This is a genomic window from Dyella sp. C9, from assembly GCF_003332825.1.
Taxonomy (GTDB): Bacteria; Pseudomonadota; Gammaproteobacteria; order Xanthomonadales; family Rhodanobacteraceae; genus Dyella.
On the sequence record NZ_QIRF01000010.1, the window covers coordinates 57,871 to 74,547 of the forward strand.

At 64.3% G+C, this 16,677-nt stretch carries 16 protein-coding genes; 11 read left to right on the plus strand and 5 right to left on the minus strand.

Translation table 11 applies throughout. The features are described from left to right. Positions 1-342 precede the first annotated feature (342 nt). Positions 343-1,218 (minus strand): GNAT family N-acetyltransferase, encoded by an 876-nt coding sequence (locus DVU99_RS12760; RefSeq protein ID WP_343126328.1) that lies wholly within the window; start codon positions 1,216-1,218, stop codon positions 343-345. On the opposite strand from DVU99_RS12760, the gene DVU99_RS12765 reads away from it, so the two are divergent. The 3 genes from DVU99_RS12765 to DVU99_RS12775 all read left to right on the plus strand — a co-directional run bounded on the left by DVU99_RS12765 (position 1,217) and on the right by DVU99_RS12775 (position 4,331). Next, positions 1,217-2,323, plus strand: a complete 1,107-nt coding sequence (locus DVU99_RS12765; RefSeq protein WP_157971430.1) for a sensor histidine kinase — start codon at positions 1,217-1,219, stop codon at positions 2,321-2,323. The two genes, DVU99_RS12760 and DVU99_RS12765, sit on opposite strands and share 2 nt — an antisense overlap. 8 nt (positions 2,324-2,331) lie before the next feature. After that, positions 2,332-3,060: a LytTR family DNA-binding domain-containing protein gene (locus tag DVU99_RS12770; protein ID WP_198670302.1), complete on the plus strand. Its 729-nt coding sequence runs from the start codon at positions 2,332-2,334 to the stop codon at positions 3,058-3,060. A gap of 104 nt (positions 3,061-3,164) precedes the next feature. After that, positions 3,165-4,331: an acyltransferase family protein gene (locus DVU99_RS12775; RefSeq protein ID WP_114240607.1), complete on the plus strand. Its 1,167-nt coding sequence runs from the start codon at positions 3,165-3,167 to the stop codon at positions 4,329-4,331. A 106-nt stretch (positions 4,332-4,437) separates the two neighbouring features. Here the strand turns inward: DVU99_RS12775 and DVU99_RS12780 are convergent, their stop codons facing one another. Beyond that, positions 4,438-5,817, minus strand: coding sequence for an FAD-containing oxidoreductase (locus tag DVU99_RS12780; RefSeq protein WP_114240608.1), 1,380 nt, complete (start codon positions 5,815-5,817; stop codon positions 4,438-4,440). A 102-nt stretch (positions 5,818-5,919) separates the two neighbouring features. Further along, positions 5,920-6,303 carry a nuclear transport factor 2 family protein gene (locus DVU99_RS12785; protein ID WP_114240609.1) on the minus strand — a complete coding sequence of 128 codons (384 nt, stop codon included), beginning with the start codon at positions 6,301-6,303 and terminating at the stop codon, positions 5,920-5,922. Positions 6,304-6,920: 617 nt separating this feature from the next. On the opposite strand from DVU99_RS12785, the gene DVU99_RS19785 reads away from it, so the two are divergent. Next, positions 6,921-7,631: a hypothetical protein gene (locus DVU99_RS19785; RefSeq protein WP_157971431.1), complete on the plus strand. Its 711-nt coding sequence runs from the start codon at positions 6,921-6,923 to the stop codon at positions 7,629-7,631. 77 nt (positions 7,632-7,708) lie between these two features. Here DVU99_RS19785 and DVU99_RS12795 read toward each other — a convergent pair whose 3' ends face one another. Continuing rightward, positions 7,709-8,194 (minus strand): lipocalin-like domain-containing protein, encoded by a 486-nt coding sequence (locus DVU99_RS12795; protein ID WP_232823597.1) that lies wholly within the window; start codon positions 8,192-8,194, stop codon positions 7,709-7,711. Positions 8,195-8,309: 115 nt separating this feature from the next. On the opposite strand from DVU99_RS12795, the gene DVU99_RS12800 reads away from it, so the two are divergent. Then, the gene (locus tag DVU99_RS12800; protein WP_232823598.1) at positions 8,310-9,233 is read left to right on the plus strand and encodes a LysR substrate-binding domain-containing protein; all 924 of its coding nucleotides are present in this window, start codon (positions 8,310-8,312) and stop codon (positions 9,231-9,233) included. 191 nt (positions 9,234-9,424) lie between these two features. Here DVU99_RS12800 and DVU99_RS12805 read toward each other — a convergent pair whose 3' ends face one another. Then, complete coding sequence (locus DVU99_RS12805; RefSeq protein WP_114240613.1) at positions 9,425-10,543, minus strand: hypothetical protein; 1,119 nt, start codon at positions 10,541-10,543, stop codon at positions 9,425-9,427. Between the two features lie 375 nt (positions 10,544-10,918). Here DVU99_RS12805 and DVU99_RS12810 point away from each other — a divergent pair, with 375 nt between their 5' ends. The 6 genes from DVU99_RS12810 (at position 10,919) to DVU99_RS12835 (ending at position 16,604) form a co-directional block, all read left to right on the plus strand. Next, on the plus strand, positions 10,919-11,827 hold the full coding sequence (locus tag DVU99_RS12810) for a leucine-rich repeat domain-containing protein (protein ID WP_114240614.1): 909 nt from the start codon (positions 10,919-10,921) through the stop codon (positions 11,825-11,827). Between the two features lie 132 nt (positions 11,828-11,959). Beyond that, entirely contained in the window at positions 11,960-12,490 is a 531-nt protein-coding gene (locus DVU99_RS12815; RefSeq protein ID WP_114240615.1) for a hypothetical protein, read from the plus strand. A gap of 43 nt (positions 12,491-12,533) precedes the next feature. After that, the gene (locus DVU99_RS12820) at positions 12,534-12,986 is read left to right on the plus strand and encodes a hypothetical protein (RefSeq protein WP_232823599.1); all 453 of its coding nucleotides are present in this window, start codon (positions 12,534-12,536) and stop codon (positions 12,984-12,986) included. Between the two features lie 255 nt (positions 12,987-13,241). Further along, on the plus strand, positions 13,242-15,122 hold the full coding sequence (locus DVU99_RS12825; RefSeq protein ID WP_114240617.1) for an NAD(P)/FAD-dependent oxidoreductase: 1,881 nt from the start codon (positions 13,242-13,244) through the stop codon (positions 15,120-15,122). A gap of 32 nt (positions 15,123-15,154) precedes the next feature. Further along, positions 15,155-15,970, plus strand: a complete 816-nt coding sequence (locus DVU99_RS12830) for an SDR family NAD(P)-dependent oxidoreductase (protein ID WP_114240618.1) — start codon at positions 15,155-15,157, stop codon at positions 15,968-15,970. A 19-nt stretch (positions 15,971-15,989) separates the two neighbouring features. Then, entirely contained in the window at positions 15,990-16,604 is a 615-nt protein-coding gene (locus tag DVU99_RS12835; protein ID WP_114240619.1) for an NAD(P)-dependent oxidoreductase, read from the plus strand. Positions 16,605-16,677: the final 73 nt, after the last annotated feature.

Sequence of the window (16,677 nt, forward strand, 5' to 3'; positions counted from 1 at the left end):
CGCTTACACAGGTCGGTCAATCGCAGGCTATGACTGCCAGCGCTGCATGTACGCGGGGCGGTAACCGTCCCCTGGCTGTGCGAAGAACCATGATGTTCAGGCCTACGGCTCGCATGTCGAGCGGTGGCTTTCGCTCATGAGGCATCAGGCCATGGGCAATCGGCGCATTCAGCACGCGCAGGACATGGACCCGCGGGCGGCAGGCCATGCGTGTGACAACGCGTTGTTGGTTTCTGCGGGTGCCACCCGTTGTGCACTTCGCCGTATCGCTACCGAATATTCCTTGCGAAGAGGCCGGTGTCCATTTCCGTCCCATGACGAGCGTTAGACAAGGGCGCGCTGTCAGGACGTGCCGAGTCGATGTGCGAGCAGGGCTTTTACGGATGGCCATTCTTCGCTCACGACGCTGTAGAAGGCGGTATTCCTTGGCTTGCCATTGGGCTCGATCTTGTCCTTTCGCAGGATGCCCTCGAACGTCGCCCCGATGTTTTCGAGCGCGCGCCGTGATCTGGCGTTGTCGGCCTTGGCCCGGAACTGGACGCGACCCACACCCAGCGTATCGAAGCAGAAAGCAAGCAGGAGCTGTTTGCATTCCGTGTTGATGCCTGTGCCCCAGAATTCGCTCGCGATCCAGGTGACGCCGATCTCGACCTTTTGATCATCGCGATGGATGTCGAGGAGTCGCGTGGTACCAATGATCTGGCCACTGTCGCGAAGGCACACGAGGAACGGATAGGCCTTGCCCAGATCCCTGTCGCGCAGCGCGGTTCTGAAGTTCGGGTAGAAGATGGCGGGATCGGAGTAGTCCACGGATGTCAGGCGCCATAGCTCTCGATCGCGACCGACGTCGAAGAGTGCATCCAGGTGTTCTTCTTCCACGGGGCGAAGTTCAACCCGGCTGCCTTTGAGAACCAGTGGGTGTTGAATCCATGAAGTGAGCATAGTCGCCATGTGGTCCAAAGAGTGGCGTGGTATTGGACACGCGATGGCTGGCTTTACAGCGTCGCGATTGAGGCGGTTCGAAGGCGAGCCTGCCGGGAGGGGCATCGCCAACCTGGGGCACCTTGGAGCGGAAGCGGGTGCTGGGACAACGGCGCGCGATGGACAGGGCACGCCGCCCATGCCCCGGGCATTCCTTGCCGACATTTCGCCCCAGCCCTGTCCCGCTCGCCACATAGATGACGTCCGTCGCCACGGGCCGGCTATAGTCGACGGCATGAACGTGCCATCCCGCCATTCCCACGAAATCTCCCATGGCGGCTACGGTGCGCCATTTGCGCCGATAACGTTGGCGGTGTCGTGGACGGCATTCTGGCTGCTCATGATCTGCATCGCCTTCCAGGAATCGCTTCGTAACCCCCACGTCCAATGGTGGGAGCCGATCCTGTGGGAAGGCAGTTCCGGGCTGGTCCTGACGGGTTGGTTATTGCTCGCAGTGCGGATTCGCGGGCGTTATGCATCGTATCTCGATAAACCCCTGGCCTGGTTTGGTGCCTACCTGCGCTGGTTGCCGTTGGCCATCCTGCTTTGGATTGCGGCGGTCTACGCCATACGGCATGGCGTCTATGCGGCCGTTGGGAGAACCTATGATCACCCGGGCTGGGGCTATATCGTTGTGTACGAGAGCTTCAAGCTGGTGATCTTTACGGGGCTGTGGCTTGGGGTGCTGTTTGGCATCGATTCCCACGGGCAATGGCAGATCCAGCGGCAGCGCCTGTTGCAGACGCAAAGGGCGCTGGCCGAAGCGCAGCTTGCACAGCTCCAGGGCCAGCTGCGGCCGCATTTCCTGTTCAACGCGCTCAATACCGTCTCTGCCTTGATGCACACCGATGTGGAGCGGGCCGATCGACTGGTCGCGACGCTCGGGGACCTGCTGCGCATCAGTCTTCGCTCCACCGACAACGAGATGACGCCGCTGGGTGAGGAGCTGCGGACGCTGGAGTTGTACGCAACGGTGATGAGCGAGCGGTTCCGCGACCGGGTCACCCTGAGCTGGCAGACAGAACCGGCCGTGCTCGACATTCCCGTCCCGGCCCTGCTGTTGCAGCCCTTGCTTGAGAACGCCTTCAAGCATGGCGTCGAGCGGACAGTGGCGCGCGTATGCATCGATGTCTGTGCAAGTCGGCGAGACCATTCGCTGGAGATCGTCGTGAGCAACTCCGGTTCCCGGCTCGCTGACGAGCCCCATGCCGGGCTGGGATTCCGCAACTGCAGGGAGCGATTGGGCATCATCTACGGCGACTTGGCATGGTTGCATGTACAGAACGAAGGCGACGGCGTGGCCGCGCGCGTTTCGCTACCGCTGGGCGAGGCGGTCCGGTGATTCGCGCGATGATCGCCGACGACGAGGCGCCTGCCCGCGAGAAGCTCGAACGCTGGCTGGCGGATCAAGCGGACGTGGCGGTGGTGGGTTCGGTCGAGGATGGACTTTCCGCGGCGCGCTGCATCGAGCAGTTCCGTCCGGACGTGGCCTTTCTCGATGTGCAGATGCCGGCATTGTCCGGACTGCAGGTGGCCGCGCAGCTCGAACCTTCGAGGGCACCGCTGATTGTGTTCGTCACTGCCTATGACGCGCACGCGGTGAGGGCGTTTGACCTCAATGCGGTCGACTACCTGCTCAAGCCTTATGACCTGGAACGTTTCGAAAGAACGGTGCAGCGGGTCCGGGTGCGGCTGAACGACCATGAGACCGGCACGGCGGCCGTCACCGTGAGCCGGACACGGGAGCCGTCCTGCGACCGCCTGCTGGTGCCGGATCGCGAGCGGCTGCAGCTCATCGACGCCGCGGCCGTCGAATGGCTGGAGGCCGACGACAATTATGTTCACGTGCACACGGCCGGTCGCACTTACCTTTTACGCCGAACGCTGCAGGACCTCCTTTCCCAGCTGGGCGAGCAGCGCTTCATTCGGATACACCGGTCGGCAGCGGTCAACCTGGCCTGCATCGAGTCGCTCACCCCGCTCTTCAAGGGTGACTACGAAATCCACCTGCGCAATGGGCACACGCTCAGGCTGAGCCGGCGGTTCCGCGACGCCCTGTTCGCCCGCATGGGGCGCTGAAAGCCGCCTTGCCACGGCGACGTCCCCGTTCACCCCAATTGGGATGCCCACCGGTCACCGAGGGGGCAGGCTCCTTCCCATCGCCGCTACAGGAGACCTGAACCATGCGTGCTGCCGATGAGCGGGAGAGTCGTTATGACTTCCTGGACTGGCTGCGAGTCATCGCCATCTTCGTATTGTTTTTCTTTCACACCGGAATGATCTTCGTCGGCTGGGGTTGGCATGTCGTCAACAGCCAGACCATACCTGGCCTGCAGTGGCCCATGGACATCGCCCATCGCTTGCGCATGCCGCTGCTGTTCGTCATTGCCGGCGCGGGCATGTGGTTCGCACTGCAGCGACGTACCGCGGGGATGTTGCTGAAGGAAAGAACGATCAAGTTGCTCCTACCGTTTGTAGCCGGCATGTTCATCATCGTGCCACCGCAGATCTACTGCGAGCGCCTGCTTCGCGGCCAATGGCAGGGTGGCTACCTGGAGTTCTACGCGACGCGGGTGTTGCAGTTTTCACCGTATCCATCCGGTGATTTCGGCTGGCATCACCTATGGTTCATCCTGTATCTCTATGTGTACGTACTGTTGCTGTTGCCTGCGATGCTTTGGTGGAGGCGACGCGGCAAGCCGGTTTCGCCAGGGACCTGGCTGTGCCTGCTGGGGATTCCGCTCGGTATCAACGAGGCGCTCCTGAAGCATGCCTATCCGGAGTCGCATAACCTGGTGAGCGATTGGTATATCTTCAATCACTACCTGCTTCTGACGGCCTACGGATATTTCATGGCATCCATGCCTGGCATCTGGCGATGGTTGGCCGACTTCCGCACATGGTCGCTTGGCGCTGGCCTGGTGTCGTTCGCGCTGCTGATTTCGTTGTTCAATGCGGGCGTGATCGAGCATGACTCGATAGCCGACGCCGTCGGCGCCAACATCTTTACCTGGCTCTGGATGATGGTATTTCTTGGGTACGGCTACCGTTACCTGTCCTTCGTGAACCCGTTGCTCGCCTGGGCAAGGGAGGCCAGCTACCCGTTCTATATCCTGCATCAGACGGTGATCGTCGTGATCGGCTACTACGTCATCCAGTACGCGTGGGCGCCGTGGACCAAGTACTTCGTCATCCTTGTTCTCAGCATGGTTGCGTGCCTTGCCCTCTATGAAGGGTGCGTGCGGAGGTTTGCCCTGCTTCGCCTGCTGTTCGGGATGAAACCGGAAGCTTCACGGTTACGCCTGGGCCCGGTGGCGGAGGCGCAGGCGGCCGGTGAGGATGTCCAGTAGATCCTTCACGGGGCCCGGACGTCCCCGGTGTTGCTGACGGGACACGACCGGGCTTAAGCAGTCGATGGCCGCCTGGGGCAATCGTTGCCCTTACGCATGTGGGGCATCATCTTGGTTTCAGGTCGCCCACCAGGGTTGGCAGCAACTCCGACACGGTGGGATGAATGGGGACTGCCCATTTCAAGGTGTCGAAGGGCTGGTCGGCGTTGATCAGGTCGATCAGGCCGTGGATGGCTTCGTCCCCACCAACGCCAAGGATGGCGGCACCAAGAATGCGGTGCGTATCAGCGTCCGCAACGACCTTCATGAAGCCTTGTGTTTCCCCGCGCTCAACGGCCCGGCCGACACGGGTCATGGGGCGCTTGGATACCGATAGCCGTTTGCCGCTGGCCAGTGCCTGCGTGTCACTCATGCCAACGCGACCAAGCGGAGGGTCGGTAAACAGGCCATAGCAGGGTACGCGCGCCGAGACGCGTCGCTGCGCGCCATCGAGCAGGTTTGCGGCAATGATTTCGAAGTCGTTGTAGGCGGTATGCGTGAACGCGCCGCGGCCATTGCAGTCGCCCATGGCCCAGATGCCGGGCACGTTGGTCGCAAGCGTGTCGTCAACGACGATATAGCCATGCCCGTCGGTCCTGACCCCGGCCCGCTCCAGTCCGAGGTCATCGGTGTTGGGGCGGCGGCCAACGGCAAGCAGCACATGGCTGGCCGCGATCTCCCTGTCACCGGCGCTGCAGTCCACACTGACCCTGACGCCGTTGCCGTCACGTGCGAATGCAATGCACTCGGCGTTCGTCCGGATGTTGATGCCCTCGGCCTCCAGCAGGTTCCGGAGCGCTTCCGAGATGTCTTCATCTTCGCGGGAAATCAGGTGTGGCTGGCGTTCGACGATGGTGATGTCGCTGCCGAAGCGGCGAAACATCTGTGCGTATTCCAGCCCGATGTAGCTGCCGCCGATGATGGCGAGGTGCTCCGGCAGCCGGGTGAGCTGAAGTATCGAGGTGTTGGTGAGATAGTCGACGTTGCCCACGCCGGGCATGTCTTCAGGAACCCGGGCTCGACCGCCCACGTTGAGGAAGATTCGCGGTGCCGTGATGGCGTCACCATTGACGCTCAAGGTGCCGGGGCCTTCGAAGCGGGCGTGCCCTCGCAGCAGGGTCAGGCGGTCCATGCCTGCGAGCCAGCTCTCCAGGTTGCCGCGGGATGTTTCCGTCACCTTGTGCGCCCGGGCCATGACGCGCGGCAGATCGATCGCTACCTCGCCGTCCAGCACGACGCCGTAATCGGCGGCGCACCTCGCCTGGTGCGCGACACGTGCACTGGCGACCAGGGTTTTGGTGGGCATGCAGCCGGTGTTGACGCAGGTGCCCCCAAGGAAGTGGCGTTCCACCAGTGCCACCGTCATGCCAGCGGCGGTGAGCCGGCCGGCCAGGGGCGGACCTGCCTGTCCGGCGCCGATGATGATCGCATCGAAGGCGCGGCTCATGGCTGTACCTTCGACAGGCAGGATCGATAGTCCATATATCCTCCTCGCTGCGCATTTTGCATCCGGAGCCGGTGTTTCAGGGGCGGTGCCAGCCTGTTCGGATCAGCTGCGGTGTTCGACCCACTGGCTACGCCAGGCAGGCGCGGGGAACGCATCGGCGAAATACTGGGTCTCGTGCGATACCTTTCCGTCGCGGAATTCCATGATGCTTACGGTGTAGGCAGGTTTGCTTTCATAGTCGATCACGTATTCGGTGACCCACAGGTTGTCGGCCCCAACGATACGGCGTATCACGAAGCCCGAGGGCTTTCCCGGGTGATGGCTGCGAAGCAACTGAAGGTTGCGCCTGCCGTGAATGACCTCGCCCGACTGCGGGTACTCGCACACGGCATCGTCGTGATAGATCTCGTGTTCGGCTACTTGGTCACCTGCAGCGGATGCGGCCCAATGTCGATCGATGGCCGCCCGGATGTTCTGCTCGTTCATCTCAGGTCTCCGCAACGGTGGCGTGCCATTCCGACAACGGCACTGGAGGCGCAGCTGACGCCTGACCACGGCGACAGACATGCGTGCATCGCATCCAGGGAAGCCTACGCTGCGCCTAGTCATGGTGGCGTGCAAGTGCTACCGCATGTTTGCCATGCGTAATGGGCGGGCGCGGGCCTCGCATCGGATCGCTCATCAAGCCATTCGCGGCGATCCTGGTGATGCATTGATGCAGGAGGTGCAGTCCCTTCCCATGCTCGTGGATGGACCGCTTCTGCCTCATGGCAGAGGTGTCGCGCCAACGACGCACCGACTTCGCCAGAACTTTGCCGGAACGACGCGGTCCCATTCGCGGTGTCCGAATGGCCGTTGCCCCCAAGCCGGTGGCGCGCCTCAACCCTGATTGCTGCGCATGAGGCATGGAAAGGGGAGGGCGTCGCCAGGCTGGTGGGGAGCGCCTCCGCTCGTCGGAAACACGGTTCGGGCACCCGCCGCAGTGGCGGTCGGTGGTGCACGGCATGCCTTCGGTAGCACACGCATCGGACCGAAGTGGATCGGCAGCGCACTACCGCCTGGCGGGTTGCGCCAAAGGGAGTTCGCTGATGGGAAGGAAGGGAATGAAGTCCCAAGGCCTTGTCATGTCGATGCGCCGGGTCGCGGCATGGGTCGTGACCCTGGTTTGCCATCTTGTCCTGCTGGTCGGCTTGCTGCGGCCGGCGGGTCCATCTGCTGACCGGAGTCTGCGTGCGCAAGACGGCGAGGTGGCACTCAAGCTGCGCTTCCTTCCGCGGCCTCGCCCTGCGGCCATGCCGTCGGCATCGCCCGAACCCCGGCCCGCCGCTGCCGCGTATGGCGGTCCCGCTCGGGTACCGGTGAAAGCGCGCGTGCAGTCTTCCGCAGCCGTCGTCCCGCATGTTGCGGCCAGGCCGGTCGAGCCGGATTCCGTCAGTGGGTCGCTACCGCCGGTAGTTTCCGGCGAGCCTGTGGTATCCGGGCAATCCACGGACCACCCAACGGCCACCGGAGACGGCGGATTTCGCGAGCGGGTGCTCAATGCCCAGCATGGCCAGAACATCCATGGCGTGCCCGGTTCGGATCAACGCGTCGCTCCTGGCATCGAGTTGGCCAATCCCATGGACCAGGGCATCGGCTCCGTGGTGCGCAATGCGCAGCGCCTGTTCGGCGTTACGAGTCGCCAATGCATCGATGTCGAGGCCTGGCAACAGCTCACGCCGGAGGAGTTGAGTGCGCGGCACCTCGATGCACAAGACGTGGCGAAGGCGGCCGAAAAATACCAGTGCAACCGGCCGTTGGGACTGAATTTCTAGGGGCCATTCGGCAGGTGGGATCGCACCGTAGGGCGCGCACCCAGCGCCTGCCGTTGCTGGCAGCAACCGAAGTAGGCTCAATCGATCCTCTTCCATACCGAAATCGGCACGTCGCCATTGGGGCGTGGCGCCACCCGATAGCTGAGGGTGTTGTCGTTGAGCTGGTACTGCCGGCGCTGGTCCTGGCCCTCCCAGTTGGGAAAGGAGGCGCCCTGGATATGGAAAACCAGGACACCATGACCTTGCTCGATGCTGAGCGTGCCGAAGTGGGTGCTCGATCCCATCACGGCAGCCTCGTACTCTTCAGGCGTTCCCTTGGCCTTGTCGCCCGAGTGAAATGCGGGGCGCTCGGACTTGTAGATCTGCAGCGAGTAGTGCCCTTGACGGTCCACCAGCAGCAACCCTTTCGGCTGCGCGCCGAAATCTGGCGCGCGTGAACCATCAGGGTGCTGGACGTCAGCTGCCACCAGCGTCCAGCTGCCGGCAAGCGATGAGATGTCCTGTGCCGAGTCGGCGCCGGCAGCCGCGGCCCAGAACGCACATGCGGACAGAAGCAGCGCCATAAGGCGACGCGCGTTTTTCGTACAGACATTCATGCGAGTGGCTCCGCAAAGGGGTTCGGTACACGCCGGAACCTGTCCGGCAAGGGTGCCGCCGATGCTAGGCTCTTGGCGGACTTTGGAAAATTCGATAATCCCAAACCATTCCATCGGGAAAACGAAAGTAATGTCCCTGCCAAACCTGGATATGGACGCCATGCGAACGCTGGTCGCGATCCTCCAGCTGGGTAGCCTGGGGCGAGCGGCCGAACGAGTGGGGCGCTCGCAATCGGCAGCGAGCCAGCAGATCCGGAAACTCGAAAGCCAGCTTGGCCAGCCCCTGTTCCGCAAGCAGGGGCGTGGGATGGTCCTGACCGATATCGGTGAGCTGGTGCACTCGTATGCGCGTCGCATCCTTGACCTCAACGACGAAGCGGTCCGCAGCGCAGCGGGGATATCGGTGGAAGGCATGGTGCGCTTTGGCCTGCCGGGCGACTTCGCGGAGACATGGCTGCCTGCAGCATTGGGGCAGTTCAAGAAGGCGCATCCGGCGGTACGGGTGGATGTGGAAGTGGAGCGCAATGGACTGCTGCTGGAGCGCCTGGACCGGGGTGAATTCGATCTCGTGCTCGCCATGGGGTATGCCAGCCGGCCGGATGCGAGGCAGCTGGCGACCTTGCCGATGACGTGGATCGGCCCGGCGGGTCGCGACGTGGTGCTGGGGCCCGGTGTGCCGCTCGAACTGGCCTTGTTCAACGCACCATGTTTTTTCCGGCGGGCGGGCATCGAAGCGCTCGACAAGGCATCCATTTCCTGGCGGCAGGCCTATGCAACGGGGAGCTTGCAGAGCCTGTGGGCGGGCGTGGCAGCCGGCCTCGGCATTACGTTGAGAACGGCGGTGGGCATCCCGCCTTCCCTCATGCGGCTCGATGAAAGGCATGGCTTGCCGCCGCTGCCGGTCGTTGAGCTGTGCCTTCACTCGGGGCAAGGCGCGCCGAGCGCCGCACTGAGCGAGCTGGAGCGCGTGGTGATCGACAACGCCCTGGCCAACCTGGGCGCGTAGCGCGAGGACGGCGGCTGGCGTGGCGCCTGCGCCCCGCCCCATGAGGCGTGCAATATTGCACCGCATCGTGAGGATGGTGGCGACAGGTGCATGGCGACCGTTGGAATCGATCGCCTGCCTTCGGGCAAGCTGGGCGGGTATACCGATGGTCCTGGCGAGCCTCGCAGGTCGTCGCGCCCGCAAGACGGTTCTCAGATGGGATAGCGAAGTATCGCCGCCAGTGGCGAGGGGTCCGGCAAATCCTCCTGGCGCACCGCGAGGAAACGCGCACCGGTGTCGATGGCGCGTCCGGTGATCTCGTCGATCACGTCGTAGTCACCCGGGGCCGGCCGGCTGGACAACTCGACCGCCCCGGTCCTGCTCACCGCGCCACGCAATACGTTGTCGATGTCGACCAGCAGCAGCTCCACCGCACCACGGGTGGCCCCGCGCGCCACCTCGTCGATGTCGGGGGTGGCGCGGCGATCGTTGCGGGCCTCGTTGAACTGCTGCACGGCTGCCTGCACCTCGGCGCGGTAGTAATCATCCAGCACCGGCCGGGCGGCGCTGGCCAGCTCGCCCTTGGTCAGGCGATCGGGACTTCCCGCGATGCCCTCGGGCAGCAGGTGCGGATAGCTGTTGAGGTTGCGGTAGATGCCGGCCAGCGGCTGCGTGGCGGCAAGTATCAGCGGCAACTCGTGGCCGGCCAGCACGCCGTGAATGGCGGTGTCGACCTTGCGCGCGTACTGGCGCAGCAGGACGGTTTGTCCTTCGGCATTTGCGATGCGGGTGTTCTGCGTCAGGTTGTTCACCGAGGCGCGGCCCACCGCGCTCGCCGCATCCTTGGGCAGGCCTGGCACGCGCACCTTCACCGGCGGGATGTCTGGGAAGATCTCGACCAGTTGCACCGCGTTCTCGGAGAGCGCCAGCACGAAGGCGGTCTGCGGAAAGGCTATGGCGCGCAGCAGCGGCTTCACCAGGAAGCGATCACTGACTTCCAGCGTTTCCGGAACACTGGTGGCCAACCGGTAGATGCGTGCGTTGCTGGCGGTGAGCAGCACGGCAAGCGTATTGGCCTGCAGCGCCCAGAAGTCGTCGTCATCGGCGATGGCGGCCAGCTCCTCCTCGAACGGGACGCGCCCGCGCTTGTCCACGCCAATGGCGTCGAGCTGCTCAAGCGTACGCTTGACCACGTTGCCGAAGGCGATCCGCGAAGCACCGATCCTGGCAGTCTTGGGCGTGGTGGGAAGATAGATGGACACACAGGCATCTGCCCGCACGTGGATCAGCTTCTTGATCTCGGAGAGACGCGGAATGTCGACATGCAGCATCGGCGGATACTCCCATGGGCGCAATGATGCGGAACAGCTCCGCAAAGGCCTAAAGAGTCCACCGGGGCGGGTGAAGAAAACATCTTCTGGGCACGGTCGAGCCCGCGTCACGTGTGAAGCCCCTGCTGCTGGCGGACCTCGATGCCAGGTGCCTGCGCGATAATGAACGGCCTCGTGCGTAGATGCCCGAGGGTGCTGTCGTCATGAGCATGCGGGAGCGGCGCCTGGTTCAATGTCATAGCATGGCCAGCTTCAGGCAAGTCGCACGGCGGTCCAGCCGCGTGGCTTGTTCGCGATGGGCGTGCGTGGCGGATCCAGCGCACGGAGTCTTGATTGGGCTTGGCCCGTGGTTGCAGGAAACCCGAGGGGGACAGTTTGGAAACGGATTTCGCAGCGATCACGCGTGCCGGCGTGCAACTGCTCGCGGGCAGGGACGGCATCCAGTTCGTAATGCCGGCGGGTGACGACTACCAGGCCTGCATCGACTTCATTCGCCAGATGGCCAGCGACCAGCTCATCCTCTGGCTGCGCGCCATGCCTGGACGCGACGCGGTTGGCGAGTTGCTGGGTTGCAGCGGAGTGGAGGACATAAGGCGCATCCACCTACAGACCAAGGGACTGCAGGCGCCAACGCGGCTTTCGGTGCTGCACCAGTTGCGCACGCTTTCCGCGGACTCCGCGGTCGCTTTCGATTTCAGCGGCATGGTGGAGCTGGAGGAGCTTGGAGGCGTCTGGTCGGAGCAATGGACGGGGTTGGAATACTGCAGCGCGCTACGGTCGCTGCATGTTTCCGCCTTCCGGCGCAAGACGCTGGAGGGCTTGCCACGACTGGCCAACTTGGCGTCACTGACGCTGATCCAGACCTCGCTGGTTTCGTGCCAGGGGATGGAGGCGGCCACCGAGCTCGAGGAGCTTTCCGTTTCCTACGCGAGGGGCCTGCGCGACATCACCGCGCTGGCTTCACTGCCGCGCTTGCGGCGCGTGGAGTTCGAGTCGTGCAGAAACATCGTGCAGCCGGAGGTGCTGGGCAGTCTGCCGGCGCTGGAATTCCTGCTGCTGAAACGGTTCGGCAGCTTGCCATCGCTTTCGTTCATCGAGGGCAATAAGCGCCTGCACGGCCTGGCTCTCATTGATAGCAAGCCTGCCGACATGGACCTGGGCGTCTGCCTCCGTCATCCCACCCTGCGCCGCTTGGGTGCGACCGGATTCAAGGGAGCCATGCCCCCGGTGGCGGAAGTCGAAAGGCAGTTGGAGGCACGCCTGTCACATGAACATGACGCCTGAGGCGCGGGTCGGTGATTCATGCGGTGGTTCCCGTGTTGGCGCTCCGTTGCCTGGCGCGCCACCGCGACCGACAATGTACCCACCCCGCTCGCGGGGCCGATCATCCCAGTCCGATCCATGGTGGTACTACGCATGAGCCCGTCCAGCGACGACTTCGACACCGAGCACGCGTTCGATGATGACGACAATTCGTTGGATGCCTATGTCTGGCAGCTGTTCCTGCTGATCAATCCGGGCGACGACGATGCGGCGTTCCAGCAGTTCACGGCGTTTCGCGACGCGGTGGGCGACACGCCCGAGGACGACGTGGACGTGGCGCAGGTAGTGGGGGAGGTGGCCGACTGGCGGTCGAGCTTCCACGTGGATGGCGGCGACAGTCGTGCCCTGGTCCAGGCGATCGACGAACTGGCCTCGCGCTGGAACCTGTCGATCGACTGGGACGGCGACCCGGATGACGACGAATTCCACGCCGATGTGGATGTGTCCGAGCTGCTCGCCCTGGCCTATGACAACCTGGCGCCGCACGGTTATACCTTGTGGCTGCTCGATACCGAGGACGACAGCATCGCCGGCTGGATGACGCTGTCGCGCGACGTGGAGCCGATGCGCGAACTGTCGACGGAGCTGGGCATCCACCTGCGCCTTGGCAGTGAGGCGGGCTGAGCGCAGGCTCTCGCGGGGCTACCGGTTTCCCATGTCGAACACCATGCACTTTCCTCAAGCGGGCTTTCTTGCGCTGTTGGACCAGCCTGCCGAACAGGCGCCCGCAGGCGTGATGGCACGCCTTTCTCCTTCGTTGCGCGAGCTGTTGCTGGCCCGGACCGAAGCCGCCCAGTGGACGGGAGCCGCCAGTCTTTTGGGCGAGCTGCTGAGGGCGCGCGAGGCGACGTTGCAGGCGGCTTTCGATACCGCGCTCGCCGCTGACGAGCTGCGGCGCTACCAGAAGTTCGCCAAGCCGGGACGCCCATCGGCGCACATCATCCAGCTGCGGCAGAAGCAGGCCGGGGCTCGCCAGGCCAGCAACCTGTCACGGCAATCCCTGATCAAGGCCGCCGCGGCCTTTGTCCGCGATGCGGGCATCGATGTGCCGGAGCGCACCACGCTCGACGTGTTCATCGTCGGCTGGATCGACGCCAACGTACCGGGCGACGCTGCGTAGCACCGAGCGGGCTTGCGTCTGGTCCGGTGCTGCGTTTTGCAGCGCATCAATACGCATGATCCCTGGTATCGCTCCTGCCGATGCGCTTGATCGCGAGATGCCATTTCTGGCGATCCTGACGCTCCTATAGAGTCGGTCACCGGGGCCGGCCGACCCTCCCTTCACCCTCGGGAAGGACGTGGCCGGGCCCGCGTTGACGGCGCCGGCCGTGGCTCCACGGCCGGCGTCATTTTGTGGGCGGCGTACAGGGTTCCCGTGGACAAGACATACGACATCATTGCGTTGGGCGGTGGCCATAATGGCCTGACCACGGCGGCCTATCTCGCCAAGGCGGGCAAGAAGGTGCTGGTGCTGGAGCGCAAGAGCTGGGCCGGCGGCGGCGTGGTGACGCGCGAGCTGACCGTGCCGGGTTACAAGCATGACGAGCACTCCAACGTGCACATCATGATCCAGGGCAACCCGTTGATCACGCGCGACGAACTCGGCCTGCTCGGCAAGTTCGGCCTCAAGTACAACTATTCCAAGGTGCCGCACGGAACCATCTTCGAGGACAACTCGACGATGTGCACCTATGCGAGCATCGACCGCACCTGTGACGAGATCGCGCAGTACTCGCAGAAGGATGCCGACACCTACCGGCGCTTTGCCGAGCAGAGCATCAAGTTCCTGCCCATGCTGCTGTCGGGCATGTATGCGCCGCCGCCGCCGGTGGGGCCGTTCCTGACCATGCTGGACCAGACGCCCGAAGGGCGCATGATCGGTGCCGCCATGCACCGCAGCACGCTGGACATGGTCAACGAGCTGTACGAGAACGACAAGGTCAAGATTCATTTCATGAAGCTCTTGACCGAGAACCTGCAGATGCCCGACGAGCTGGGCACCGGGTTGGGGCTGTATGTATGGCCGGGCCTGATCCACAGCGTGCCGCCGGGCATGCCGATCGGCGGCAGCGGCAAGCTCACCGAGGCGACCGTGCGCTGCATCGAGCATCATGGCGGCGAAGTGCGGCTGAACTGCGAGGTGACCAAGGTGCTCACCCGTGGCGGACGCGCGGTGGGCGTGCAGACCGCCGACGGGCAGGAGATCCTGGCCAAGGATGCGGTGATCGCCGCGTTGCACCCGCGCGTGCTCGGCCGCTACGTGGAGGGCCTGGATGACGAGCTGCTGCTGCGCGCCTCACGCGTGAAGCCGTCCTCGTTCAGCCTGCTGCTGGGCCATTACGCCTTGAACGAGCGCACCCGCTACAAGGCCGGCGCGCATATCAGCGAGGCGACCCTGCTGGAGTACGTGCAGACCAGCAAGCTCGACGAATTCCTCGCGGACTTCGACCCCATCCGTCATGGCCGGCTGCCGCAGAACCTGCTGCTTTCCGGCGGCGACATGAGCCACGCCGATCCCACTCGCGTGCCTGACGGCAAGGGCATCTTCTATTCGGTGTGCTTTGCGCCGTACCGGCTGGCCGAAGGCCCGCAGCACTGGGATCGCATCAAGGAGGAGATGGAGGACAAGGTGCTCGGCCAGATGAGCCGCTACATCTCCAACCTCGACGCCTCCAACATCGTTGCCCGCAAGGTGTACAGCCCGCTGGACATGGAGCGCAGCTCGCCGAACAGTTTCGTCGATGGCGACATCCACGGCGCGGCGCCGTTGTTCTACCAGACCGGTGGCTACCGGCCGTTGCAGGAGCTGGCGCAGTACCGCGTGCCGAAGATCGATGGCCTGTACCTGGTCGGGCCCTTCATGCATCCGGGTGGCGGCGTGTTCGGCGGTGGCCGTGCCACCGCCATCAACATGTTCAGCGACCTCGGCATGGACTTCGACAAGCTGATCGGTACCGAAAGCAGCATGGTCACCACGCGCACCACCACCAGTGGCGACAACCCGCGCATGCCGCCGCGCGAGCAGGCGGCGCCTGCCACAGCTACCTTGTTCGGCCCCGGTGACGAAGACCTCATGACCATTCGCTCGGTGGCGCGCGAGGGCGACGAGCTGGTGGTGAAGGGGCAGGCCTTTGGCGCGATGCCGCTGGTGGCCAAGCTGCGCCCGGAAGAGGCGCGCCGCATCTTCAAGCTGCTGAACCTGCGCACGCTGTGGTTCCTGCTCAGCATGCTGTTCCGTCGCAGCAAGACCCCGTGACACCGAAGGCGTACAGGCAAATGACACCAGGCATGACTACCCGGCCGCTGCATGACAAGGTTGCCATCATCACGGGGGCCGGCGGCGGCATCGGCGCCGCCACGGCGCAGGTGATGGCGGCGCGCGGAGCCATCGTGGTACTGGCGGACGTACACCTCGATGGCGCGCGTCGCGCGGCCGAGGATGTTCGCCAGGCGGGTGGCCGCGCCGAGGCGGTGTATGTCGACCTCGCGGACGAGGAAAGCATCCGTGAGCTGGTCGGGCAGACCATGCAGCGGCACGGCCGCCTGGACGTGCTGCACAACAATGCGGCGGACCAGTCGCCCGAGCTCGGTCCGCGTGACCGCGACGTGGAGACCATGGAAACAGCAGTGTGGGACCGCATCATGCAGGTGAACCTGCGGGGCACCATGTTGTGCTGCCACTACGCCCTGCCGCACATGGTGAAGCAGGGAAGCGGATCGATCATCAATACCGGCTCCAATCTCGGCTTGCAGGGCCAGCTGATCCAGTGCGCCTACTCGGCGTCGAAGGCGGCGATCCTGCAGCTCACCCGATCCATCGCCACCTCGCATGGCCGCCGTGGCATCCGCTGCAACATGGTCTCGCCCGGCCTGGTGTTGTCGCCTGCCGCGCGCCAGAACCTGCCACCTCGCCTGTTGGAGATCGTGGCGAGCGAAACGCTCACGCCGCAGCTCGGCGAGCCGCTGGATATCGCTTACGCGGCAGCCTATCTCGCTTCCGACGAGGCCCGCTATGTCACCGGCCAGAACCTGGTGGTCGATGGCGGTACCTCGTCCCATGTACCCGGTTTTGCCCAGTTCTCGGAGATGTTTGCGACGTCTTGACCTGCGGGGAGGTGTGCCTATGCATGTTGCGCTGATTGGGGCTACGGGGCAGGTGGGGTCACGTGTACTGGACGAACTGCTTTCGCGCGGGCACCGGGTCACCGGTATCGTGCGTGGTGTCGAGCACTTGCCGATTCGTCCCGGGCTGACGCGGCGACGCGGCGATGTGATGGACCAGCCCGGCCTGGTCGGACTGCTGAGCGGGCACGATGCCGTGGTCAGCGCGGTGAAGTTCAAGGACTGCGACACGCAGCAACTCATCGACAGTGTCGAGGCGGCCGGCACCCGGCGCTACATCGTGGTCGGTGGTGCCGGCTCGCTGGAGGTGGCGCCGGGAGTACGCGTCATGGACACGCCCGGCTTCCCCACCCACGTGCGCCCGGAAGCCCTGCTCGGCGGCGAGTTCCTGGACCAGCTGCGCGCCAGCCGCCTGGATTGGACCTTCTTTTCGCCATCGCTGTTCCTGGTGCCCGGCGAGCGCACCGGCGAATTCCGTTATGGCAAGGACCAGCTGATGACGACCGCCGACGGCAGCAAGCCGGCCAGCATTTCGCTGGAAGACTATGCGATGGCCCTGGTCGACGAACTGGAGTCGCCACTGCACCTGCGGCAGCGCTTTACCGTCGGCTACTGAAGGCGACCGCGGCCCATGCGGGCGCGATCGGGCCACGCGGTGGCGCGCCAGCGCACCACTGTGTGACCCACCA

What these genes read in the sequence shown, in the direction of transcription:
- DVU99_RS12765 (WP_157971430.1), top strand. Translation starts at nt 1,217, where the DNA reads ATGAACGTGCCATCCCGCCATTCCCACGAAATCTCCCATGGCGGCTAC.
- DVU99_RS12760 (WP_343126328.1), bottom strand. Translation starts at nt 1,218, where the DNA reads ATGCCGTCGACTATAGCCGGCCCGTGGCGACGGACGTCATCTATGTGG.
- DVU99_RS12770 (WP_198670302.1), top strand. Translation starts at nt 2,332, where the DNA reads ATGATCGCCGACGACGAGGCGCCTGCCCGCGAGAAGCTCGAACGCTGG.
- DVU99_RS12775 (WP_114240607.1), top strand. Translation starts at nt 3,165, where the DNA reads ATGCGTGCTGCCGATGAGCGGGAGAGTCGTTATGACTTCCTGGACTGG.
- DVU99_RS12780 (WP_114240608.1), bottom strand. Translation starts at nt 5,817, where the DNA reads ATGAGCCGCGCCTTCGATGCGATCATCATCGGCGCCGGACAGGCAGGT.
- DVU99_RS12785 (WP_114240609.1), bottom strand. Translation starts at nt 6,303, where the DNA reads ATGAACGAGCAGAACATCCGGGCGGCCATCGATCGACATTGGGCCGCA.
- DVU99_RS19785 (WP_157971431.1), top strand. Translation starts at nt 6,921, where the DNA reads ATGAAGTCCCAAGGCCTTGTCATGTCGATGCGCCGGGTCGCGGCATGG.
- DVU99_RS12795 (WP_232823597.1), bottom strand. Translation starts at nt 8,194, where the DNA reads ATGGCGCTGCTTCTGTCCGCATGTGCGTTCTGGGCCGCGGCTGCCGGC.
- DVU99_RS12805 (WP_114240613.1), bottom strand. Translation starts at nt 10,543, where the DNA reads ATGCTGCATGTCGACATTCCGCGTCTCTCCGAGATCAAGAAGCTGATC.
- DVU99_RS12815 (WP_114240615.1), top strand. Translation starts at nt 11,960, where the DNA reads ATGAGCCCGTCCAGCGACGACTTCGACACCGAGCACGCGTTCGATGAT.
- DVU99_RS12820 (WP_232823599.1), top strand. Translation starts at nt 12,534, where the DNA reads ATGCACTTTCCTCAAGCGGGCTTTCTTGCGCTGTTGGACCAGCCTGCC.
- DVU99_RS12830 (WP_114240618.1), top strand. Translation starts at nt 15,155, where the DNA reads ATGACTACCCGGCCGCTGCATGACAAGGTTGCCATCATCACGGGGGCC.
- DVU99_RS12835 (WP_114240619.1), top strand. Translation starts at nt 15,990, where the DNA reads ATGCATGTTGCGCTGATTGGGGCTACGGGGCAGGTGGGGTCACGTGTA.